The following is a 22,300-nucleotide window of genomic DNA, read 5'->3' as shown; positions in this document are numbered from 1 at the left end:
AATACTAGATTGAAAAAATTTATGAAATATTGTTTTTTATTCCCTCTAATATTTCTCTTCCTCCTTCTTTTAAAATTTCTTCAGCACATTGAAATCCAATTAGGTCATAATTAGTCCCTATTCTAGTTTTTTTTATTTTATGCATTCCGTCTAAACTGAGCAACATTCCAGTAAAATAAATTATTTTATTTTTTATCTTGGCATGAGCTCCTATTGGACTGATACATCCTCCTCCTAAAGTTTTTAAAAACTGACGTTCAATATTCGCAGACAATCTGGTTTCTATATCATCTAATTTTTTAATTAAAGAATTGATTGAATCTTTCTTTTCAAGAGTCGATACTACAATGATCCCTTGTCCTGGAGAAGGAATCATCCAATCTAAAATTTTACAATTCAAACATTTAAAATTATTTAATATTCCTAAACGTTCCAACCCAACTTGAGCAAAAAGAGCGCCTTTCCAAGAACTATTTTGTAATTTTTTCAATCTAGTATTTATATTTCCTCTTAAATCAATCAATCCATGATGTGGATAGCGATTTTTCCAAAAAGCACTTCTTCTAATACTTCCAGTAGCTATCACTGCATGAATTTTTGGATCATATAAAAAATCACTAGACCCTTTATACACTAGTGAGTCAAAAAAACTTTCTCTTTTTAAAAAAGCAGATAAAATAATTCCTTCAGGTAAATTAATAGGAACATCTTTTAAAGAATGAACAGCCATATCAATTTCTCCTGAAAGCATAATATTAGTTAATTTTTTTGTAAAAACTCCTACATGTTTTAAAGCATGAATAGGAACATTTTGAATCAAATCTCCTTCAGATTTTATTTTAAATAAGTGAGAAAAATATCCTTCTTTTTTAAGTAATTTTTGAACTTTTTGTGCTTGAAAAACAGCTAAAGGACTGTTTCGTGTTCCAATTCTAATGATCTTTTTCAAAAAATTATGGATTTAAATCATTATTCTATAAATTAGAAATAAGAAGGGGTCAATTTTTCAATGTCGTCGAATTTTTTATTACAAAATTTAACGTAGGAAATGAAAGACATATCCATTGCAGATGGATAAACTTTAGTAAAAAACCTGTTATTAGAAAATAATTTTTCACCAAAAAAATCAATATTACCTATAAAATATATCTTTTCACTTTTTGTTAAATATGTAAAAAAATCGTCATGAATTTTTTTTATCAAAATCGAACTCAATCTCTTCTTTGATTTATTGAATAATGAAGTATAAAATAAATCCGATTTAGCATGTATCATTGGAATCAAAAATCCACTTTTTATATTTATTTTTTGACTCATAATGGTTAAAGAATCTACAGATAATAAAGGAATTTCTAAAGAATAACACAAACCTTTAGCTGCCGATAAGCCGATTCTTAAAGAAGTATACGAACCTGGCCCTTTACTGACACAAACAGATTTTAAATCTTTAAGACGTATTTTAGAAATTTCTGTAGCATATTGTATAAATGTATGTAATTTTTCTGAATGGAAATATTTTTTTGAACATTCTTCTACATAAACTATGCATATTCCGTTTTTGGCTATACTTACTGAACAGTTTTTAGTAGAAGTTTCTAAATTTAGAATTAAAGACATATAAATTTTTTCTATAAATAATGAAAACAAAAAAGATAATCAAATATATTATATCCTGGTTAAAAGAATATATTCATAAATCTCAATCAAATGGTTTTATAATTGGAATATCTGGAGGAATAGATTCTTCCGTAACTTCTTGTTTAGTGTCTATGACTAAATTTCCTACCATCATACTAGAAATGCCTATTTTAGAAAATAGAAAAAATTGTTTATCTATAAAACATGCAAAATTTTTAACTGATAAATTTTCAAACGTTTCTTATCTCAAAAAAGATTTATCAATTTTATTTACTTCTTTTTGTCATATCATTGAAAAAAAAAATGAAAAATCCTCTTTAGCATTAGCTAATGTTCAAGCTCGTTTGAGAATGTTAACTTTATACTACTACGCTAACATGAAAAATTATCTTGTTGTTGGAACTGGAAATAAAGTGGAAGATTTTGGGGTAGGTTTTTTTACAAAATATGGAGATGGTGGAGTCGATTTACACCCTATAGCAGATTTAACTAAAAGTGAAGTTCGTTTTCTTGCCAAAGAATTAAATATTGCAGAAGAAATTCAAAAAGTAAAACCTATGGATGGACTTTGGGAAGATCAACGATCGGATGAAGAGCAACTAGGAGCTAGTTATGAACAATTGGAGTGGGCTATGAAAATAACAAAAAAAAAAGGTTCTAACTTTTATAAAGAAAAAGAATACGATATTTTCAAAAAATATAAAATCTTAAATCAAAAAAATAAGCACAAAATGATACTTATTCCTGTTTGCAAAATTCCTTCCTTTCTGAAATAAAAATAAAAGTACAACTTCGTAACTTTGTCTACCTATGCTCGGCATGGATTAAGTTCATTTTATGATGAAAGAAAAACAGAAAAAAATTTTAAAAAACACTGATCAAAATTATATTTTGAATAATAATAATTTAGTCAATAGTAAAAGTATTTCACAAAAAAATAATTTTTTGATGAATGATGAAGAAAAAATTGAAAAAATAGAAGAACATTTTTTCCAGATTATGGAAACATTAGGTTTAGATATGAATGATGATAGTTTACGTCGCACTCCCAAACGTGTGGCTAAAATGTTTATTCAAGAAATATTTAGTGGTCTTAACCCTAAAAATACTCCGACCCTTTCTATTTTTGATAATAAATATAAATACAATCAAATGTTGATAGAAAAAAATATAACAGTTTACTCGACTTGTGAACATCATTTTCTTCCTATTGTCGGAAAAGCTCATGTTGGTTATATTTCTAATGGAAAGGTTATTGGACTTTCTAAAATTAATAGAATTGTGAATTTTTATGCAAAAAGACCACAAGTTCAAGAACGTTTGACTATGCAAATTGTCGAATCTTTACAAAAAATGTTAAAAACACAAGATGTTGCTTGTGTAATAAAAGCAAAACACTTATGTGTCAATTCTCGTGGAATTCGAGATATAGATAGTAGTACAGTAACAACGGAATTAGTAGGATCTTTCAAAAAAAATTCAGAAATTAGAAGAGAATTTCTTCATCACATTGGAATTTCTTAAAAAATGGAAATGAGAGAAATAAATTATGGACGAAACAATTTAAAAATATATAATTCCTTAACAGGGAAAAAAGAATTATTTAAACCGATTCATGAGGAATATGTAGGAATTTATGTTTGTGGGCCTACAGTTTACAATCATTTACATTTGGGAAATTGTCGTACTTTCATATCATTTGATGTTGTTTTTCGCTATTTAAAACATTTAGGTTATAAAGTTCGTTATGTTAGAAACATTACCGACGTTGGCCATTTAGAAAATGAAGAAAATGATTTAGAAGATAAAATTTCTAAAAAATCTCGAATTGAAGGACTTGAACCTATGGAAATTGTTCAAAAATATACTCTTTCTTTTCATAATTTATTAAATATTTTAAATGTTCAACCTCCAAACATAGAGCCTACAGCTACGGGTCATATCATAGAACAAATAGATATGATTGAAAAGTTAATTGCTAAAAATTTAGCATATGAAATAAACGGTTCTGTTTATTTTAATTTGAAAGAATATGGAAAATTATATTCTTACGGAATTCTTAGTAAAAACAAAATCGATAAACTTTTTAATAAAGAATTCAATTTTCAGGAGAAAAACGTAATCCACAAGATTTTTTCTCTTTGGAAAAGAGCTCATTCTGGCCATATTATGAGTTGGAATTCTCCATGGGGAAAAGGATTTCCTGGTTGGCATATAGAATGTACTGCTATGAGTACAAAATATTTAGGAGTCACTTTTGATATTCACGGAGGGGGGATCGATCTCAAATTTCCTCATCATGAATGTGAATTAGCACAAGCTACAGCTATTTATAACAAAAGCTATCTTGCACATTATTGGATGCATACCAATATGTTAACTTTAAATGGAAAAAAAATGAGTAAATCCACAGGAAATTTTTTGATTTTAAAAGATGTCATTCAATTTTATAAAAAACCTTTTTCTCCTAGTATTCTTAGATTTTTTATTTTACAATCCCATTATAGAAGCGTCATGGATTTTTCTAAAGAAGGACTCATGAATGCAGAAAAGGGATATAATAAAATCATGAAAGCTATAAATAAATTAAAAAATTTTGATCCAAATATATCAAAAAAAAATCATAATGTTTTTAATGTGTATGATTGGATTAAAGATTGTTATAAAGCAATCGATGACGATTTTAACATTCCTCTATTGATTTCTCATTTATTTAAAGCTACTCATGTTATCAATTCTTTGAATGAGATAGAAAAATCTTATTTATTGAAAAAATATATGACTTATTTTGTTTTTGATATTCTTGGTCTTCAAGACCAAGAACAAAAAACAAATTCTTCTGAAAAAAAATTGAAAATACTTGTCAAAAGATTGATAAAATTCCGTGCAGAAGCAAGAAAACAAAAAAATTGGATAGTATCGGATAAAATCCGCGAGGAATTATCCTCCATAGGGATTCCATTTCATGATGATAAATTATTTTAACGCAATGCTTGATCTATATCTTCTATAAGATCTTCTACGTTTTCTATACCAAGAGATAAACGAATGAGAGAATTCTGTATTCCAGCATTAATTCTAATTCCCAAAGGGGTAGACTTATGAGTCATAGTCGCCGGATGACAAATTAAACTTTTTGTTCCTCCTAAACTTTCTGCTAACTTAAATAATTTTGTTGATGTTACAATTTTTTTTGCTGATTCTATTGTATCATTTTTTAAACTAAAAGAAACAATTCCTCCAAAATATCGTTGTTGTTTAACAGCTATCAAATGATTTTTATGATGTGATAATCCAGGATAATAAACTTTATCAATACAGGAATCTTTTTTCTTTTCTAAAAAAGTAGCAACTTGAAATGCATTTTGAGATTGTTTTTGAACACGTAAATACAAAGTTTGACTTCCTCTTATTGTTAACCAACAATCAATAGGAGATAAAACTCCTCCACTTGCATTTTGTATGTATTTCAATTTTTCATATAAGTCTGGATCTTTTACTGTAATCAATCCAGCTAACACATCTGAATGTCCTGCTAAATATTTTGTGGCACTATGAATAATAATATCTGCTCCTAATTTGATAGGATTTTGAATAGCAGGAGAGGCAAAAGTATTATCTACCACAACCAATACTTCTGGATTTTTTTTCTTAGATTTTTCACTAATATATTCTATATCAGATATTTTTAATGTTGGATTCGTAGGACTTTCCATCCAAACCAATTTTGTATTATTAGAAACTGCTGATATCGTTTTTTCTGCATCGGTTGTATCTACAAATTTAGTACTAAGTCCTAATTTTTTATACAAATTCAATAAACGAAAAGTCCCTCCATAAATATCATCTACAGCTACTATTTCATCTCCACATTCTAATAACTTTAAAACGGCATCTACAGATGCTAATCCTGAAGAAAATGCTAAACTAGCATAACCATATTCTAAATCAGTAATTAATTCCTCCAATATTTTTCTTGTAGGATTATTTGTTCTTGTATAATCAAATCCTTTATGAACTCCAGGAGATTCCTGTACATAAGTTGAAGTTTGATATATTGGTGTGGATATGGCACCTGTAAGAGGATCTGATAAGATGTTTTGAATGAGCTTTGTTTCTTCCTTCATTATTTTGTTAAATAAATAAAATTTCATAAAAAAATGTATACAAATGTACTCTTTCAATTCAAAAAAATGGAAACCCAATTTGTTGAAAAAATTATTTTGAAAAAAAACAACACTTTTTTTTGGAAAAAATCTAAATTTGTTTCCTGTTTTTTGATTTTTAATAAATGATTTCAAAAAATTTATTATTCTTGTTTTTGTCTTTCATCTTGTATGCTGATACTAAGGCTCAAGAAGTAAAATATGAAAAACATCAGGAAAATAAAATGAATGTAGCCAATACTATTTTTGAACATGTAAGTGATTCTCATGAATGGCATATTGCAGGGTCTCACAATCATGGTATTGTTTTATCTTTACCTGTTATTTTGTGGAATCATGGTTTAGAAATTTTTTCTTCATCGAAATTATCATGTGAAAAAGTGGTCAAAGGAAAACATGGATATTATAAAATGTTTCAAGGAAAAATATATAACACAAATTCCGTTGGAACATTTCATATAGATGAAAAAGGAATTCCAATTAATGAAAAGCCTTGGGATTTTTCTATTACAAAAAATGTAGTTGCTATTTTGATTTCTTTTTTTTTGTTATGTTATCTTTTCATTAGAATGAAACATAGTTATAATGAAAAGAGTCAACTCAAATGGAGTTTAGGTATTTTTTTAGAATTTTTAATTTTGTTTATACGTGATGAAATAGCAATTCCTAATATTGGAGAAAAAAAGTATAAAACCTATTTTCCTTTTTTATTAACATCCTTTTTTTTTATATTATTTAATAATTTAATGGGTCTTATACCAGGATTTCCAAATGTTACAGGAAACATAAATGTTACATTGACTTTAGCTATAACTACATTTATCATAACGAATATCAATGCTAGTCTAAGTTATTGGAAACATACTTTTTGGATGCCAGGGGTTCCAATAGGAATTAGATTTTTATTAGCTCCTATAGAGTTGGTTGGAATTTTTATTCGCCCATTGACTTTGTGTATTCGTTTGTTTGCTAACATTACTGCTGGACACATAATTATTTTAAGTTTTATTTGTCTTATTTTTATTTTTAAAAATTTTTTTATAGCCGGTTTTTCTATAATTTTCGGTTTTTTTATTTCTATGTTAGAAATTATGGTAGCCTTTTTACAAGCTTTTATTTTTACGACTTTATCTGCTTTACTTATAGGAATGGCTATCAAAAATTATGAAAATGAAACGCATTAAGCATTAACATTAAAAATATTAATTATATGGATATAGATTTGACTTACTCTGGATTAGCCGCTTTAGGATCTGGTCTTGCAGTAGTAGGAGCGGGACTGGGAATTGGTAAAATTGGAAGTTCAGCAATGGATGCTATTGCTAGACAACCTGAAGCATCAGGAAAAATACAGAATGCAATGATTGTTGCTGCGGCACTAATTGAAGGGGCAGCCCTTTTTGGAATAGTTACTACATTATTAGCTGTATTTAAATAATTTTTAACAATGGATCTGGTAACTCCTTCTGTAGGATTGATTGTTTGGCATACTATAATATTTGTAATCCTTATGTTATTTCTTTCCAAATTTGCTTGGAAGCCAATCCTTCATTTTATTGATCAAAGAGAAGAAAATATTAGAATGTCTGTTGAAAAAGCGGATCAAGTGAAAAATGAATTGAAAAATGTAGAAAATCAGAAAAACAAAATTTTAAAAGAAACTCGAATGAAGAGAGATATGATTTTAAAGGAAGCTATTCAAATTAGAGAAAAAATAAAATTAAAAGCAAAAGAGGAAAGTTTGATAGAAAAGAAAAAGATTCTAGAAGAAACAAAAAAAAGTATTCAAATAGAAAGAAAAGCAGCTATTCATAAATTAAAAAATCAAATAGGAGACATTTCTATTCAAATAGCTGAAAAAATATTAAAAAAAGAGTTGGATCAAACAAATAAACAAGATAAGTTTATAAAAGAATTGGTAGATAAATTATACTGATTGATACAAAAATGTTTTCAAATAATCAAAAAATAGTTAAACATTACGCAAGAGTTTTTTTTGAATATTCTATCATGAATAACAATGATTCATTTTATTATAAAGTCAAGAAAATATCTTCTTTGTTGAAAACAGATTTCAATAAAATTCTTTCAACCTCATTATTAAGTTACAAAAAAAAAATAATTATTTTCAAAAAAATTCTTTATCCTTTCGATGTTTCACTCTTTCAATTTGTAAAACTTTTAATTCTACGAAAAAGAGAATCTCTTTTAAAAGAAATTTTCTTAGAATATCAAAAAATATATAAAGAAGAAAAAAAAGGGATTGTGACATGCATTATTGTTTCTGCATTTCCTTTAAGTATAGATATGCAAAAAATAATTGCGCATAAAATTAAAATTTATCCTAAGTATCAGAAAAAAAAATTTCATATAATAAACAAAATAGATAAATCTATTATTGGAGGTTTCCTATTTTGCATAGGATCCGAAAAATGGAATTTTAGCGTTAAAGAGCAGTTAGATTCCATTCAAAAAATATTTAAAAATTCTTAGATTTTATTTTCATGTCAGATTTAAAATATTCTGAAATATCATCTATTCTTAAAGAACAATTATCAAATTTTCAATTTGAATCAAAATTATCTGAATCTGGTATTGTTATTCAAGTAGGAGATGGAGTAGCTAGATCCTTCGGTCTAAACTCCGCTTTTTATGGAGAATTGGTAGAATTTAATAATACCGAAGTAAAAGGCATAGTTTTGAATCTTGAAGAAGATTATGTTAGTATTGTTTTGCTAAACTCATCAAAAGATATCAAAGAAGGTGATGTAGTTCAAAGAACAGGAAAAATTTTTTCTATCCAAGTAGGAGAAGGCATGTTAGGTCGTGTTGTCGATACATTAGGAAATCCTATTGATGGAAAAGGTCCTATAGAAGGAAAATTATTTTCTATGCCTTTAGAAAGAAAGGCTCCAGGTGTTATTTACAGAGAACCAGTCAAAGAACCTCTTCAAACTGGCATTAAGTTTATAGATTCAATGATCCCTATAGGAAGAGGACAAAGAGAATTGATTATTGGAGATAGACAAACGGGAAAAACGACTATAGCCATTGATGCTATTATCAATCAGAAGAAATTTTATGAACAAAATAAACCAGTTTATTGCATTTACGTAGCAGTTAGTCAAAAGGGATCTACAATAGCAAGAATTGCTAATCTTTTGCAAGAAAAGGGAGCTATGTCTTACACCGTAATCGTTTCAGCTACATCTTCTGATCCAGCTTCTATGCAAGTTTTTGCTCCTTTTTCAGGAACTGCGATCGGAGAATATTTTCGTGATACAGGCCGCTCTTCTTTGGTGATATATGATGATCTGTCAAAACAAGCTGTTTCTTATAGAGAAATTTCTTTGTTGTTACGACGGCCTCCTGGTAGAGAAGCTTATCCAGGAGACGTTTTTTATTTACATTCTCGTCTTTTAGAACGTGCCTCTAAAATTATCAAAGACCAAAAAATGGCTGAAAAAATGAATGATATTCCAGAATCTATTAGAAAAGAGGTTAAAGGAGGAGGGTCTTTAACTGCTTTACCTATTATTGAAACTCAATCTGGAGATATCTCTTCTTATATTCCAACTAATGTAATTTCCATAACAGATGGACAAATTTTTTTGGAAAAAGATTTATTTCATTCTGGAATACGTCCTGCTATCAATGAAAGTATATCTGTTTCTCGTGTAGGAGGGGCTGCTCAAATTCAATCTATGAGAAAAGTATCTGGAACTCTCAAATTAGATCAAGCTCAATTTAGAGAATTGGAATCTTTTTCAAAATTTGGTTCTGAATTAGATCCATCTACAATGGAAATTCTAAAAAAAGGAAAAATTAATATAGAAATACTAAAACAACCTCCTCATTATCCGTATAATATAGAAGATCAAATAGCTATAATTTATGTTGGAACTCAAAATATATTAAAAAATATTCCTCTTGATAAGATTTCAGATTTTGAAAAAGAATATCTTTTTTATTTAAAAGAAAAACATGAAGATTTATTAAATTCATTAAAAGATGGAATCCTTGATGATAAAATATCTGAAATATTGGAAAAAGTAGCCTTGGAATTAAGTAATAAATATGTATCCTAAAATTTTTTTTTATGTCCAATCCAAAAGAGATCAAAAGAAGAATATTATCTATAGAATCAGTTATTAAAACTACGGAAGCTATGAAAATGATCTCTATCGTAAAACTACGAAAAACTAAAGGTTTATTGACACATGTAAAAACTTATTTGGATCATATAGAATTACTTATTTCAGATTTTTTGTTAACGGAAAAATTGGAAAAAAATAAATATTTCTTAGAAAAAGAAGAAAAAAAAAAATTGTTCATTGTATTTACTTCTAATCGTGGATTATGCGGTTCTTTTAATTCCTTAATTTTTGAAAAAATTAATCAATTGTTTCAAAAAAAAGGATACTCACATAATGAGTGCATATTTTTTTCAATTGGAAAAAAAGGATTCGATTTTTTAGTGAAAAGATATAAGATATATGACAAAAATAACAATTGGATTGATTGGGGAGATGACTTTACTAAAAGTAATGAAAAAATACAAACTTTAACAAAAAAATTCATTTCAATTTTTATTCAAAAAAAAGTATCTTCTATTTATTTGATGTATAACAATTTCAAAAAATCTTTGTTTCAAGAAATAATTGTAGAAAAATTACTACCAGTCTCTGTAGATTTACAAAAAGAAAAAACAGAAATTGAGTATATTCTAGAACCATCCCAAAAAGAAATTTTTGATTATTTGATTCCAAAATTTGTAAATGCAAAATTATTAAAAATTTTTTTAGAATCTTCTTACTCAGAACATACAGCACGTATGATTTCTATGCATAAAGCTACAGAAAATGCATCTGAAATTAAAAATGATCTAGTATTAAATTACAATAAGGAAAGACAAACAACAATAACTAAAGAAATACTTGAAATCATCAGTGGATTAGAATCTTTAAATGAAAAAAAATAATCAATTTTTAGATTGTATTATTTTCAATTAGTTTATAAGTTTTATAAGTATGGAAAAAATTTTAACAGGAATTCGAAGTACAGGAACTCCTCATTTAGGAAATATTTTAGGTGTTATAATTCCATCTGTAAATATGGCTAATAAAAATGAAAAACATTCTTCATTTATATTTATAGCAGATTTACATTCTCTGATTCAAGTAAATAATATCCAAACAATAAAAAATAACACTTATCAAATTGCGGCAGCGTGGTTAGCTTTTGGATTGAATGCTGAAAATTGTCTTTTTTATAGACAATCTGATGTTTCAGAAGTGACTGAACTAGCTTGGTATTTCAGTTGTTTTTTTCCTTATCAAAGGCTTACATTAGCTCATTCATTTAAAAATGAAATCAAAAAAACAAATAAAGAAAAAATTAGTTTAGGATTGTTTTCTTATCCTATTTTAATGGCTGCCGATATTTTACTTTATAACGCAAAAATTGTTCCCGTAGGAAAAGATCAATTACAACATATAGAAATAGCTAGACGAATTGCTTCCTTTTTCAATAAAAAAATAGGTCATAAATTATTTGTATTGCCTAATGCTTTTTTACAAAAAAAAATGATGTCTGTCCCTGGAACAGATGGAGAAAAAATGAGTAAATCTAAAAAAAATTGGATTAACATTTTCTCTTCAGACGAAATTTTGAAAAAACAAATTATGAGTATTCGTACAGACAGTCAATCTTTGGAAGAAAAGAAAAATCACGAAACAGATTATATAATGTCTCTATACAAATTAATAGCTTCTTTAGATCAAATAGAGAAAATGAAAGAAAAATATATAAGGGGTGGATATGGTTATTATGAGGCTAAAATAGCATTGTATGAACTTATCATTCATAAATTTTCAATAGAAAGGAAAAAGTTTTTTTATTTTATGAAAAATAAATCTTTATTAGATCATATTCTGGATTCTGGTGCTAAAAAAGCAAAAATTATAGCTCATAAAAGGTTGAATGATATTAGAAAATGTTTCAAATTCAACCCTTTAATTTAATTAAAAAATGTCATTATGGCATAATTAAAATTATGGCAAATCTTTTGCTGTTAGTCCTGTATTGAAAATATTTTTATATTATGGATATCAATCAAAAAAACAACTGAAAAAACAATCAGATCCATCTAACGATGTCTGTAATGTGGGATCATCTTCTTGTCAAGGAGAAATACAGGATCCATTAAAAAAAGAAATGGAATTACTTCAAAAAGAAGTAGAGAAAGAAAAGAATAAATTTTTACGTCTTTTTGCAGAATTTGAAAATTATAAAAAACGCATTCAAAAAGAAAGATTTGATATTTTTAGAGCTGTTCATGAAGAAATTCTTATAGATTTAATTCCGATTTTGGATGATTTTGAACGAGGACTTAAAGAGTTAAGAAAATCTAAAGATGAACTGATTGTGAAAGGAGTTTCTTTAATACAAGAAAAACTTGTTAAAATTTTAAAAGAAAAAGGATTAAATAAAATCAAAATAAAAAAGGGAGATGACTTTAATACAGATTTACACGAGGCTATTTCACAAATTCCAGCTGTTACAGAAGATTTAAAAGGAAAAATAATAGAAATTATAGAAGCTGGATATCTTCTTAAAGAAAAAGTCATACGACATGCTAAAGTCATAACCGGAAAGTAAATTTTTATCTTCATGGTTAAAAAAGATTATTACGAAGTATTAGGAGTTTCTAAAAATGCCTCTTCAGAAGAAATTAAAAAAGCTTATCGAAAATTAGCAATCAAATATCATCCAGATAAAAATTTGGATGATAAAAAAAAAGCAGAAGAAAAATTTAAAGAAGCTGCTGAAGCTTATGAAATTTTAAGTAATCCAGAAAAAAGACAACGTTATGATAAATTTGGTCATTCTGGGGTAAAAGGAAGCGGTACTGGTTCAGGAATGAATATGGAAGATATTTTTGCAAATTTTGGAGATATTTTCGCTGATGCATTTGGAGAAGGTTTTTCTAGTTTTGGATTTGGAAGATCAAATCGGAATAAAACTATTAAAGGAAGTGATTTAAGAATAAGAGTTAAACTTTCATTAGAAGAGATCGCTAATGGAATAGAAAAAAAAGTTAAAGTAAAAAGACTTAAAATAGCTAAAGGAATCAAATTTAAAAATTGTTCATCTTGTAATGGAACTGGTCAAATTATACGTGTAACCAATACCATTTTAGGAAAAATGCAAACTACTTCTCAATGTCATATATGTTCAGGGACTGGAAAAAATGTTGAAAATATACCTTATGGAGCTAATAAACATGGATTAATTAAAGAAGAAGAATTGGTAAATATAAAAATTCCTGCAGGACTTACAGAAGGAATTCAACTTAAAATTTCTGAAAAAGGAAATGAAGCTCCATTTGGGGGAATTCCTGGAGATTTAATTGTACTCATTGAAGAAATTCCTCATTCTCAACTGAAAAGAGAAGGGATCAACCTCCATTATGATTTATATATTTCTTTTCCGGATGCAATATTGGGGGCTTCTAAAGAAGTACCTACTATTAATGGAAAGGCTAGAATCAAAATAGATCCAGGAACACAATCGGGAAAAACTCTTAGATTAAAAAATAAAGGATTACCTAACATTGAAGGATATGGACATGGGAGTCTTTTGATTCATGTTAATGTTTGGACTCCAAAAAAAATTAATGAAGAACAAAGAAAATTTTTCGAAAAAATGAGAAAAAATGAAAATTTCCTTCCTCATCCCGGTAATTCAGAAAAATCTTTTTTTGATCGTGTAAGAGAAATGTTTTCTTAAAAAGAAAAAATTTACAGATCAGTGAATGTTTATTTTTTTTTTAAAAACACTTTTGAATATAAGTTTTCAACAGATCAATTCAGTAAATCAATAATATCATGATGCAAAAGGTTGTCGTTGTTGGCCTTTCAGGTGGTGTTGATTCAAGTGTTGCTGCATTAATTCTTAAAAAGAAAGGTTATGAGGTTATTGGTTTGTTTATGCATAATTGGGAAGAGGAAGATTCTGTTTTCAATAAATGTACTACTTGGAAAGAAGATAAAATTGATGCTATGTTAGTCGCTCAACAATTAAATATTCCTTTTCAAGTAATAGAAATGAAAAAAGAATATAAAAAATATGTCATTGATTACATGTTTCATGAATATGAATCTGGAAAAACTCCTAATCCAGATATTTTATGCAACAGAGAGATTAAGTTCAACATCTTCTTAAAAAAAGCCATTGATTTAGGAGCAGATTTGATTGCAACAGGCCATTATGTAAATAAAGAAAAAATTATAAAAAACAAAAAAATAATTTATCGTCTTTTAATAGGAAAAGATCTTAATAAAGATCAATCATATTTTTTATGTCAATTAACGCAATATCAATTGGGAAAAACACTGTTTCCATTAGGTTTATTAACGAAAAATCAAGTTCGAAAAATAGCGGAAAAAAATGGATTACGTAATGCTCATAAAAAAGAATCACAAGGTCTTTGTTTTGTAGGAAAAATTAAATTATCCGAATTTCTACAAAAAAAAATTATTCCAAAAAAAGGAGAAGTAGTTTGCATAAATTCTGATGCTTTAGTATATAAAGAAAATCAATTTCCTTTTCCTTCTTCTAAGGAAGAAGAGTTACTTTTTTTATCTAGAAAAAAAAAGTATAAAAAATCAGATGGAAAAATAATAGGATATCATAAAGGAGCTCATTGTTTTACTAAAGGGCAACGTAAAGGAATAGCTTTAGGAGGTTATCAAAAAGCTCTTTTTGTCATTGAAACCGATGTAAAAGAAAATATTGTTTATACTGGAATAGGAAAAAAGCATCCAGGATTATATAGAAAATCTTTGTTTATTCAAGAAAAAAATATTCATTGGATAAGAGAAGATCTTAGTCTTAAAGAAGGAGAAAAAATGGATGTTTTTTGTAGAATTCGTTATAGACAATCATTGCAAAAATCAAAATTATACAAAATAAAAAAAGGAATGTTCATAGAATTTGAAACAATGCAATGTGCTATAACGGAAGGACAGTTTGCTGCTTGGTATATTGGAAAAGAATTGGTAGGATCAGGTGTTATTTCTTAATTAAAATCATATTATTTTACATTTTATATTTATTTTGTTAAATATTGAATATATTTTATAAATGTAAAATTTCATTTTTTTCAAAAAAAAATAGTTTTTTTTTATTATTAACAATAATACGTTGCAGATAGAATTTATGATTGTAAACTTTACAATATATTCATTAATTAATCAAAAAATAATAATATTATAAAAATAAATACCTAAAAAACGCTTTTATATAATCTATTTTTTTCATATTTTTGCATATTATATAATTCATTTTTTGAATAGATATTTTTAATGACTATTCAAATTGAGTGTTATTTTTTATCCCTACTAACCGGTAGGGCTTTTTGATTTATAAAACATTTCATGAAAAAAAGAATTAACGATTTTAGTAAAAACATAACTAAAGAACCCGATTTGCCAGCAGCACACGCTATGTTATATGCTACAGGGATGAAAGAATCCGATTTTTGTAAAGCTCAAATAGGAATAGTTAGCAATTGGTACGAGGGAAATCCTTGCAACATGCATTTAGATAAAATGGCAAAAAAAATCAAATCATCAGTTGTTACTCAAAATTTAGTAGGATTTCAATTGACTACTATTGGAGTCAGTGATGGAATTACTATGGGTACTCCAGGAATGAGGTACTCTTTGCCTTCCAGAGAATTGATAGCGGATAGCATAGAAACAGTAATTGATTCACATCATTATGATGGAATAATTGCCATACCTGGATGTGATAAAAATATGCCAGGAGTTATGATAGCTTTACTTAGATTGAATCGTCCATCTATTATAGTGTATGGAGGAAGTATTTCTTCAGGTCATTATAATGGTCAAAAATTAGACATTGTTTCTTCTTTTGAAGCTCTAGGAAAAAAAAATACTTTCCAAATTACTGAAAAAGAGTACAAAAATATTGTTAAAAATTCTTGTCCAGGACCAGGAGCTTGTGGAGGAATGTATACTGCAAATACTATGGCTTCTGCTTTGGAAACGATGGGAATGATGCTCCCTTATTCTTCTTCATCTCCTTCTACAAGTGAAAAGAAACAAATAGAGTGTGAAGAAGTTTCTATATATATTAAAAAACTATTGGAAATAGGAATAAAACCGAAAGATATCGTAACAAAATCTTCTATAGAAAATGGGGTAAAATTAGCCATGTGTTTAGGTGGTTCAACCAATTTAGTTTTACATTTTTTAGCGATAGCTAAATCGGCAAATATTGATTTTTCTTTAAAAGATTTTCAAAGACTTAGCAATCAAGTTCCTCTCATTGGAAATTTAAAACCAAGTGGAATTTTCTTAATGGAAGATATTCATATGTATATAGGTGGAATGCCTGTTATTATAAAATATCTATTAAACGAAGGAATATTATCAGGAGATTGTCTAACCGTTACTGGAAAAACATTATCTGAAAATATGAAAAATGTTCCTAATATAACTTTCAATCAAAAAATTATTCATTCTTTAGATAACCCTATCAAAAAAAACGGACATATCAGAATTTTATATGGAAATCTTTCTCCTGAAGGAGCCATAGCTAAAATTACTGGAAAGGAAGGTACTATTTTTCGTGGAAAAGCTAATGTTTTTGATTCAGAAGAAGAAGCCAATCAAGCTATTTTGAAAAATAAAATTTTGCCTGGAGTTGTAATTGTCATCAGATATGTCGGACCAAAGGGAGGGCCTGGAATGCCAGAAATGTTAAAGCCAACATCTTATATTATGGGATCTGGATTAGGAAAAGAAGTCGCTCTTATTACAGATGGTCGATTTTCAGGAGGATCACACGGTTTTGTAGTAGGGCATATAACTCCAGAAGCACAGTCTGGAGGATTGATTGCTTTGATTAAAAATGGAGATTTTATTAAAATAGATGCGGAAAATAATACCATTACTCTTGAAGTGAAAGATGAGGAGATAAATAAAAGAAGAAAATCATGGATTCCCCCTTCATTTAAGGTAAAAAAAGGATATTTATACAAATATACCAAAATGGTGTCTCCAGCTTCCAAAGGGTGCATTACAGATCAATTGAATTAATTATATGGAAAAAAAGTTATTCTCTGGTTCGGAAATAGTAATAAAAGCACTCTTACATGAAGAGGTAGAATACATCTTTGGTTATCCAGGTGGAGCAATTATGCCTATTTATGATTCTTTACACGATTATTTAAATTTAGTTTCACATATTTTAATGCGTCACGAACAAGGATCCATTCATGCAGCACAAGGATATGCTAGAGCTACTGGAAAAATAGGAGTATGTTTTACTACTTCAGGACCGGGAGCTACTAACTTGATTACTGGATTGGCAGATGCCTTGATTGACAGCACCCCTCTTGTTTGTATTACAGGACAAGTCTCTTCTCATTTATTGGGAACCGACGCTTTTCAAGAAACAAATATTATAGACATTTCTATTCCTGTAACAAAATGGAATACTCAAGTATTAAAATCTAAAGATATTTGTGAATCAATTCAAAAAGGATTTTTTATAGCTAAAAGAGGAAGACCAGGACCTGTATTGATAGATATCACTAAGGACGCTCAATTTCAAAAATCTGAATTTCATTATGAACGTTGTAAATACGTAAAAAATTTTCATCCATATCCTTGTATAGAGGAAAATAGAATAATAGAAGCTGCAAATTTCATAAATAAAGCTAACAAGCCTTTAATTCTTGTAGGTCAAGGTGTTATTTTAGCTGAAGCAGAGGAAGAATTTAAAAAATTTGTTGAAAAAACAGGGATTCCTGTAGCTAGCACTTTATTGGGATTAGGAGTTTTGGACAGCAATCATTATCTATATGTAGGTATGTTAGGAATGCATGGAAATTATGCTCCAAATATTTTAACTAATCAATGTGATATTCTTATTGCAATAGGGATCCGTTTTGATGATCGTGTAACAGGAGACGTTAAACAATATGCAAAACAAGCTAAAATTATTCATTTAGAGATTGATCCTTCTGAAGTTAATAAAAATATATTATGTCATATTCCAATATTGGGAGATTGCAAATGTTCTTTAAGAAAATTAATTAACTATGTCAATGAATCAACTCATGAAGAGTGGATAAAAAAGTTTTGTGCTCTCAAAGAAAGAGAAAAAATTGCAGTTATACAAGGGGATCTAAATCCAAAAAAAGAAGGAATGACTATGGGAGAGGTAATTAAGTGGATAAATCAATATAAACAAAAAAATGCTATTCTTGTAACTGATGTAGGACAACATCAAATGATAGCTTCTAGATATTTCAATTTTACCTATAAAAGAAGTCAAATAACTTCTGGAGGATTGGGAACTATGGGGTTTGCTTTACCAGCTTCAATAGGAGCTCAATTAGGAGCAAAAAATAGACAAGTTATTTGTATAGTGGGAGATGGAGGTATTCAAATGACAATACAAGAGATGGGAACCATTTTACAAAATGATATTCCTGTAAAAATAATATTGCTGAATAATAATTTTTTAGGAATGGTACGTCAATGGCAACAGCTTTTTTTTGATAAACGTTATTCGTGTACAGAATTAGTGAATCCAGATTTTATCAAATTAGCTAATGCTTATAATATAGAAGCAAAAAAAGTAAACAAAAGAGAAGAATTAAAAGAATCTGTAAAAAAAGCATTAAATCATGAAAAAGCTTTTTTATTAGAAGTTGTAATCGAAAGAGAAGACAATGTTTTTCCTATGATTCCTGCAGGAGCAGCTGTAGATAAAATTCGTTTAACATAATTAAAATATTTATATACTATGAAGCATCAATTCAGAATAATAATTTTAGGAGAAAGAGAAACAAGATTATTGAGTAGAATACTTATTATATTGAACAGAAGAAATTTGAAAACCAATCATATTAACGTTTCTAGCAATGAGAATGAAACTATTGGAAAGGTTCAATTTCAGTATGTTTTAGATTTAGAATGTCAAGAAGAACAATTAATTAAAGTTAAAAAATTAATTGAAAAATTAATTGGAATTATTCATGTTTACTATTCTAAAATAGAAGAAAAAAATTCCAGAAAAAATTCATGGAAAAAAATAGATTTACCGTTAGCAACATCTTAAAAATTAAATAAAAATCATGAAAATTAAATTTGGATCTGTAGAAGAAACTATTGTAACCAGAGAAGAATTTCCATTATCAAAAGCTAGAGAAATATTAAAAAAAGAAACTATTTCTGTTTTAGGATATGGAGTTCAAGGACCTGGTCAATCTCTAAACTTAAGAGATAATGGATTTCAAATTATTGTAGGACAAAGAAAAAATTCTATTTCTTGGGAAAAAGCACTCAAAGATGGATGGATAGAAGGAAAAAATCTTTTTTCTTTAGAAGAAGCCTCTGAAAGAGGGACTCTACTCATGTATCTTTTATCAGATGCAGGTCAAATTTCTTTTTGGCCAACTCTTTCTAGGTATCTCACTAAAGGAAAGTCTTTGTATTTCTCGCATGGGTTTGGATTAACTTTTTGTGATAAAACAAAAATATATCCTTCTAAAGATATAGATATTTTCTTAGTTGCTCCTAAAGGATCAGGAACCAGTTTAAGGAGACTATTTTTACAAGGAAAAGGAGTTAATTCCAGTTATGCTATTTATCAAGATTATAGTGGAAAAAGTTTAGAAAAAACTCTATCTATTGGGATAGGAATAGGATCTGGATATTTATTTGAAACAAATTTTAAAAATGAAGTCTACTCAGATTTGGTAGGAGAAAGAGGAACTTTAATGGGGGCAATACAAGGAATTTTTGCCGCACAATATCAAATATTAAGAGAAAAAGGTCATTCTCCTTCAGAATCTTTCAATGAAACCGTAGAAGAACTTACTCAAAGTTTAATGCCATTAGTATCGGAAAAAGGAATGGATTGGATGTATGATAATTGTTCTACTACAGCACAAAGAGGAGCTTTAGATTGGTGGAAAAAATTTAGAGATGCGACGTTGCCAATATTTAAAGAATTATATCATGAAGTTCATTCTGGAAATGAAGCTGAAAGAATTATTAAATCTAACAGTAATATAGATTACAGAGTAAAGTTGAAAAATGAATTGCGAGATCTTAGAAAAAGTGAATTATGGGAAGTTGGATCCGTTATTCGTAGTCTTAGACCGGAAAAAAACACAAATAAATAGTTGGTTTTTTTAGACTGACTAATTAACAATGACACTAATTTATTAAAGTAAAAGATTGAAAAAGAAATTAAAAGGTTACTTTCCTTCTTATAAAGAGGTAATCAGAGCTAAAAATGTATTAAAAGATATCATTTATGAAACTCCGTTACAGAGAAATACTCTGTTGTCAGAAAAATATAAAGCTAATGTTTTTTTGAAAAGAGAAGATTTACAAATTATACGTTCATATAAAATTAGAGGAGCCTATAATAAAATAAAAAGTCTATCTCAAACAGAATTAAAAAAAGGAATTGTGTGTGCCAGCGCAGGAAATCATGCCCAAGGGGTGGCCTATTCTTGTCATATACTCAAAATTCCAGGAAAAATTTATATGCCGAGTACTACTCCCAAACAAAAAGTGGAAAGAGTAAAAATGTTTGGAAAAGAATATGTTGAAATCATTTTGATTGGAGATACTTTTGACGCGGTTAGTTATGAGGCGATGAAAGATTGTAGAAAAAATGCAAAAATTTTTATTCATCCTTTTGATGATATTAAAATTATTGAAGGCCAAGCTACTGTTGGTTTAGAAATTTTAGAACAATCCATTTCAAATATCGATTATGTTTTTATTCCTATTGGAGGAGGTGGTTTAGTTTCTGGTGTAGGAAGTCATTTTAAAGAATTTAGTCCCAAAACTAAAATTATAGGAGTGGAACCTCAAGGAGCTCCATCTATGAGTTTTTCTTTAAAAAAAGGAAAAGTTGTAGAGTTAGAAACAATCGATAGATTTATTGATGGAGCTTCAGTGAAAAAGGTAGGAGAATTGAATTTTAATATATGCAATCAAATATTATATGATATCAAAACAGTTCCGGAAGGAAAAGTTTGTACAACTATTTTAGATTTATATAATTTAGAAGCTATTGTTGCGGAGCCAGCTGGAGCTCTTTCAATAGCAGCTTTAGATTTTTATTCTGAAAAAATAAAAGGAAAAACTATTGTTTGTATTTTAAGTGGGGGAAATAATGATATTACTAGAACTGAAGAAATACGAGAAAGATCTCTTTTGTATGAAGAAAAAAAGCATTATTTTATTGTTAAATTTCCACAAAGAGCTGGAGCCTTGAAAGAATTTGTTAATAATATTTTAGGACCCAAAGATGATATTGCCTATTTTGAATATTCTAAAAAAACTTCCAAAGAGGAAGGCCCTGCTGTAATAGGAATAGAATTGGCAGATAAAAATGAATTTTCTGCATTATTAGGAAGAATGAAAAAATATAAAGTTCATTTTCAATATTTAAATCAGAATCCAGACTTATTTCGTGTTCTAATTTGATGACATTGTACCCACGACTGGATTTGAACCAGCACATCCTAATCGGATACCACCCCCTCAAAGTGGCGTGTCTACCATTTTCACCACGTGGGCTGAAAGTGAAAAAAGCATAGTTTTTACATTTTACAATGAAGATTCCATGCAGGAACGATAATATAAGAAATTATTGGAATTTTTTCAAAAAAAAAGATGATCTATCTTTGAATAAGTTTTAAAAAAAAATTTATGAATATAGCAATAATAGGGTATGGAAAAATGGGAAAATCCATAGAAAAAATAGCAAAAATTAGAAATCACAAAATATCATTGTGTTATGATGAAACTCCTTCTCCGTTTTTATTGAAAAATTCAGATGTGGCAATAGAGTTCAGTCAACCTGATTCTGCTTTCAATAATGTAAAAATTTGCATAGAAAATAATATTCCTACTGTATGTGGAACTACAGGTTGGTTAGAAAAATTTGAACTTATTCAAAAAATATGTATAGAAAAAAATGGCTCTTTCTTATATTCTTCCAATTTTAGCATTGGAATGAATATTTTTTTTGAAATTAATAAAAAATTATCAAAATTGTTGTTTCCATATTCTGAAAATTATGAGGTAAAAATAGAAGAAACTCATCACAAAGAAAAAATAGATAAACCTAGTGGAACAGCTATTTCTTTGGCGAAGGATATTATTAATAACAAAATGAAAAAAACATGGATTTTAGATGCAAAATTAGATGCAAAAGAAACAAAAGATCAGATTTTAATTCTTTCAAAAAGATTAGAGAACATAGCAGGAACACATACCGTTAAATATGAATCTCAAATAGAAAATATAGAAATCCAACATAAAGCTCATAATAGAGAAGGATTTGCTATGGGGGCTGTAATTGCTGCAGAATGGATTAAAAATAAAAAAGGTATTTTTTCTATGAAGGAAGTGTTAGAAATATAAAAG

General features: G+C 28.0%; 22 protein-coding genes and 1 tRNA gene. 19 read left to right on the top strand and 4 right to left on the bottom strand.

The genetic code is table 11. The features are described from left to right. Positions 1–19: 19 nt before the first annotated feature. Together hemC and tsaB are read right to left on the bottom strand one after the other, a co-directional pair. Positions 20–949: a hydroxymethylbilane synthase gene (gene hemC, locus BLBBGE_RS02820; RefSeq protein WP_012841088.1), complete on the bottom strand. Its 930-nt coding sequence runs from the start codon at positions 947–949 to the stop codon at positions 20–22. A gap of 32 nt (positions 950–981) precedes the next feature. After that, entirely contained in the window at positions 982–1,617 is a 636-nt protein-coding gene (gene tsaB / locus BLBBGE_RS02815; protein WP_012841087.1) for a tRNA (adenosine(37)-N6)-threonylcarbamoyltransferase complex dimerization subunit type 1 TsaB, read from the bottom strand. A gap of 20 nt (positions 1,618–1,637) precedes the next feature. On the opposite strand from tsaB, the gene nadE reads away from it, so the two are divergent. The 3 genes from nadE to cysS all read left to right on the top strand — a co-directional run bounded on the left by nadE (position 1,638) and on the right by cysS (position 4,623). Next, on the top strand, positions 1,638–2,414 hold the full coding sequence (nadE, locus tag BLBBGE_RS02810) for an NAD(+) synthase (RefSeq protein WP_012841086.1): 777 nt from the start codon (positions 1,638–1,640) through the stop codon (positions 2,412–2,414). Positions 2,415–2,475: 61 nt separating this feature from the next. After that, positions 2,476–3,162 carry a GTP cyclohydrolase I FolE gene (gene folE, locus BLBBGE_RS02805; RefSeq protein WP_012841085.1) on the top strand — a complete coding sequence of 229 codons (687 nt, stop codon included), beginning with the start codon at positions 2,476–2,478 and terminating at the stop codon, positions 3,160–3,162. Between the two features lie 3 nt (positions 3,163–3,165). Continuing rightward, positions 3,166–4,623 carry a cysteine--tRNA ligase gene (gene cysS, locus BLBBGE_RS02800; protein WP_012841084.1) on the top strand — a complete coding sequence of 486 codons (1,458 nt, stop codon included), beginning with the start codon at positions 3,166–3,168 and terminating at the stop codon, positions 4,621–4,623. Here cysS and BLBBGE_RS02795 read toward each other — a convergent pair. After that, entirely contained in the window at positions 4,620–5,765 is a 1,146-nt protein-coding gene (locus BLBBGE_RS02795; RefSeq protein WP_012841083.1) for a PLP-dependent aspartate aminotransferase family protein, read from the bottom strand. The genes cysS and BLBBGE_RS02795 overlap by 4 nt on opposite strands. Before the next feature lie 188 nt (positions 5,766–5,953). Here BLBBGE_RS02795 and atpB point away from each other — a divergent pair, with 188 nt between their 5' ends. From atpB to ilvA, 15 genes are all read left to right on the top strand, one after another. Next, positions 5,954–6,988, top strand: coding sequence for a F0F1 ATP synthase subunit A (gene atpB / locus BLBBGE_RS02790; RefSeq protein WP_226989455.1), 1,035 nt, complete (start codon positions 5,954–5,956; stop codon positions 6,986–6,988). A 26-nt stretch (positions 6,989–7,014) separates the two neighbouring features. Then, positions 7,015–7,242: an ATP synthase F0 subunit C gene (atpE, locus tag BLBBGE_RS02785; RefSeq protein WP_012841081.1), complete on the top strand. Its 228-nt coding sequence runs from the start codon at positions 7,015–7,017 to the stop codon at positions 7,240–7,242. Positions 7,243–7,251: 9 nt separating this feature from the next. Further along, on the top strand, positions 7,252–7,740 hold the full coding sequence (gene atpF, locus BLBBGE_RS02780) for a F0F1 ATP synthase subunit B (protein WP_012841080.1): 489 nt from the start codon (positions 7,252–7,254) through the stop codon (positions 7,738–7,740). An 11-nt stretch (positions 7,741–7,751) separates the two neighbouring features. Then, on the top strand, positions 7,752–8,297 hold the full coding sequence (atpH, locus tag BLBBGE_RS02775; protein WP_012841079.1) for an ATP synthase F1 subunit delta: 546 nt from the start codon (positions 7,752–7,754) through the stop codon (positions 8,295–8,297). A gap of 11 nt (positions 8,298–8,308) precedes the next feature. Next, positions 8,309–9,892 carry a F0F1 ATP synthase subunit alpha gene (gene atpA / locus BLBBGE_RS02770; protein WP_012841078.1) on the top strand — a complete coding sequence of 528 codons (1,584 nt, stop codon included), beginning with the start codon at positions 8,309–8,311 and terminating at the stop codon, positions 9,890–9,892. A gap of 11 nt (positions 9,893–9,903) precedes the next feature. Continuing rightward, the gene (gene atpG / locus BLBBGE_RS02765; protein ID WP_012841077.1) at positions 9,904–10,785 is read left to right on the top strand and encodes an ATP synthase F1 subunit gamma; all 882 of its coding nucleotides are present in this window, start codon (positions 9,904–9,906) and stop codon (positions 10,783–10,785) included. Positions 10,786–10,834: 49 nt separating this feature from the next. Then, positions 10,835–11,827: a tryptophan--tRNA ligase gene (gene trpS, locus BLBBGE_RS02760; RefSeq protein WP_012841076.1), complete on the top strand. Its 993-nt coding sequence runs from the start codon at positions 10,835–10,837 to the stop codon at positions 11,825–11,827. Between the two features lie 61 nt (positions 11,828–11,888). Continuing rightward, positions 11,889–12,464, top strand: coding sequence for a nucleotide exchange factor GrpE (locus tag BLBBGE_RS02755; RefSeq protein ID WP_012841075.1), 576 nt, complete (start codon positions 11,889–11,891; stop codon positions 12,462–12,464). 12 nt (positions 12,465–12,476) lie between these two features. Beyond that, positions 12,477–13,595 carry a molecular chaperone DnaJ gene (gene dnaJ / locus BLBBGE_RS02750; protein WP_012841074.1) on the top strand — a complete coding sequence of 373 codons (1,119 nt, stop codon included), beginning with the start codon at positions 12,477–12,479 and terminating at the stop codon, positions 13,593–13,595. A gap of 98 nt (positions 13,596–13,693) precedes the next feature. Next, on the top strand, positions 13,694–14,890 hold the full coding sequence (gene mnmA / locus BLBBGE_RS02745) for a tRNA 2-thiouridine(34) synthase MnmA (RefSeq protein ID WP_012841073.1): 1,197 nt from the start codon (positions 13,694–13,696) through the stop codon (positions 14,888–14,890). Positions 14,891–15,244: 354 nt separating this feature from the next. Then, a complete protein-coding gene (ilvD, locus tag BLBBGE_RS02740) occupies positions 15,245–16,933 on the top strand; it encodes a dihydroxy-acid dehydratase (RefSeq protein WP_012841072.1) in 1,689 nt (562 codons plus the stop codon). Positions 16,934–16,937: 4 nt separating this feature from the next. Then, on the top strand, positions 16,938–18,632 hold the full coding sequence (gene ilvB, locus BLBBGE_RS02735; protein ID WP_012841071.1) for a biosynthetic-type acetolactate synthase large subunit: 1,695 nt from the start codon (positions 16,938–16,940) through the stop codon (positions 18,630–18,632). Positions 18,633–18,650: 18 nt separating this feature from the next. Beyond that, on the top strand, positions 18,651–18,965 hold the full coding sequence (locus BLBBGE_RS02730; RefSeq protein ID WP_012841070.1) for an acetolactate synthase: 315 nt from the start codon (positions 18,651–18,653) through the stop codon (positions 18,963–18,965). Positions 18,966–18,981: 16 nt separating this feature from the next. Beyond that, entirely contained in the window at positions 18,982–20,034 is a 1,053-nt protein-coding gene (ilvC, locus tag BLBBGE_RS02725; protein ID WP_012841069.1) for a ketol-acid reductoisomerase, read from the top strand. Between the two features lie 55 nt (positions 20,035–20,089). Beyond that, positions 20,090–21,355, top strand: coding sequence for a threonine ammonia-lyase (ilvA, locus tag BLBBGE_RS02720; RefSeq protein ID WP_012841068.1), 1,266 nt, complete (start codon positions 20,090–20,092; stop codon positions 21,353–21,355). An 8-nt stretch (positions 21,356–21,363) separates the two neighbouring features. Here the strand turns inward: ilvA and BLBBGE_RS02715 are convergent. Then, positions 21,364–21,448: transfer RNA gene (locus BLBBGE_RS02715), tRNA-Leu, on the bottom strand. Between the two features lie 132 nt (positions 21,449–21,580). Here BLBBGE_RS02715 and dapB point away from each other — a divergent pair. Continuing rightward, entirely contained in the window at positions 21,581–22,297 is a 717-nt protein-coding gene (dapB, locus tag BLBBGE_RS02710; protein WP_012841067.1) for a 4-hydroxy-tetrahydrodipicolinate reductase, read from the top strand. The last annotated feature ends 3 nt before the right edge of the window (positions 22,298–22,300 follow it).

It is taken from the genome of Blattabacterium sp. (Blattella germanica) str. Bge (genome assembly GCF_000022605.2).
In the GTDB taxonomy this organism is placed as follows: Bacteria; Bacteroidota; Bacteroidia; order Flavobacteriales; family Blattabacteriaceae; genus Blattabacterium.
The sequence above is the reverse complement of the archived record's forward strand: the minus strand, read 5'-3'. Positions and strand labels throughout refer to the sequence as shown.

What these genes read in the sequence shown, in the direction of transcription:
- atpG (WP_012841077.1), top strand. Translation starts at nt 9,904, where the DNA reads ATGTCCAATCCAAAAGAGATCAAAAGAAGAATATTATCTATAGAATCA.
- folE (WP_012841085.1), top strand. Translation starts at nt 2,476, where the DNA reads ATGATGAAAGAAAAACAGAAAAAAATTTTAAAAAACACTGATCAAAAT.
- mnmA (WP_012841073.1), top strand. Translation starts at nt 13,694, where the DNA reads ATGATGCAAAAGGTTGTCGTTGTTGGCCTTTCAGGTGGTGTTGATTCA.
- ilvC (WP_012841069.1), top strand. Translation starts at nt 18,982, where the DNA reads ATGAAAATTAAATTTGGATCTGTAGAAGAAACTATTGTAACCAGAGAA.
- nadE (WP_012841086.1), top strand. Translation starts at nt 1,638, where the DNA reads ATGAAAACAAAAAAGATAATCAAATATATTATATCCTGGTTAAAAGAA.
- BLBBGE_RS02730 (WP_012841070.1), top strand. Translation starts at nt 18,651, where the DNA reads ATGAAGCATCAATTCAGAATAATAATTTTAGGAGAAAGAGAAACAAGA.
- ilvD (WP_012841072.1), top strand. Translation starts at nt 15,245, where the DNA reads ATGAAAAAAAGAATTAACGATTTTAGTAAAAACATAACTAAAGAACCC.
- dnaJ (WP_012841074.1), top strand. Translation starts at nt 12,477, where the DNA reads ATGGTTAAAAAAGATTATTACGAAGTATTAGGAGTTTCTAAAAATGCC.
- atpE (WP_012841081.1), top strand. Translation starts at nt 7,015, where the DNA reads ATGGATATAGATTTGACTTACTCTGGATTAGCCGCTTTAGGATCTGGT.
- trpS (WP_012841076.1), top strand. Translation starts at nt 10,835, where the DNA reads ATGGAAAAAATTTTAACAGGAATTCGAAGTACAGGAACTCCTCATTTA.
- dapB (WP_012841067.1), top strand. Translation starts at nt 21,581, where the DNA reads ATGAATATAGCAATAATAGGGTATGGAAAAATGGGAAAATCCATAGAA.
- tsaB (WP_012841087.1), bottom strand. Translation starts at nt 1,617, where the DNA reads ATGTCTTTAATTCTAAATTTAGAAACTTCTACTAAAAACTGTTCAGTA.
- atpA (WP_012841078.1), top strand. Translation starts at nt 8,309, where the DNA reads ATGTCAGATTTAAAATATTCTGAAATATCATCTATTCTTAAAGAACAA.
- atpH (WP_012841079.1), top strand. Translation starts at nt 7,752, where the DNA reads ATGTTTTCAAATAATCAAAAAATAGTTAAACATTACGCAAGAGTTTTT.
- atpF (WP_012841080.1), top strand. Translation starts at nt 7,252, where the DNA reads ATGGATCTGGTAACTCCTTCTGTAGGATTGATTGTTTGGCATACTATA.
- ilvB (WP_012841071.1), top strand. Translation starts at nt 16,938, where the DNA reads ATGGAAAAAAAGTTATTCTCTGGTTCGGAAATAGTAATAAAAGCACTC.
- BLBBGE_RS02795 (WP_012841083.1), bottom strand. Translation starts at nt 5,765, where the DNA reads ATGAAGGAAGAAACAAAGCTCATTCAAAACATCTTATCAGATCCTCTT.
- cysS (WP_012841084.1), top strand. Translation starts at nt 3,166, where the DNA reads ATGGAAATGAGAGAAATAAATTATGGACGAAACAATTTAAAAATATAT.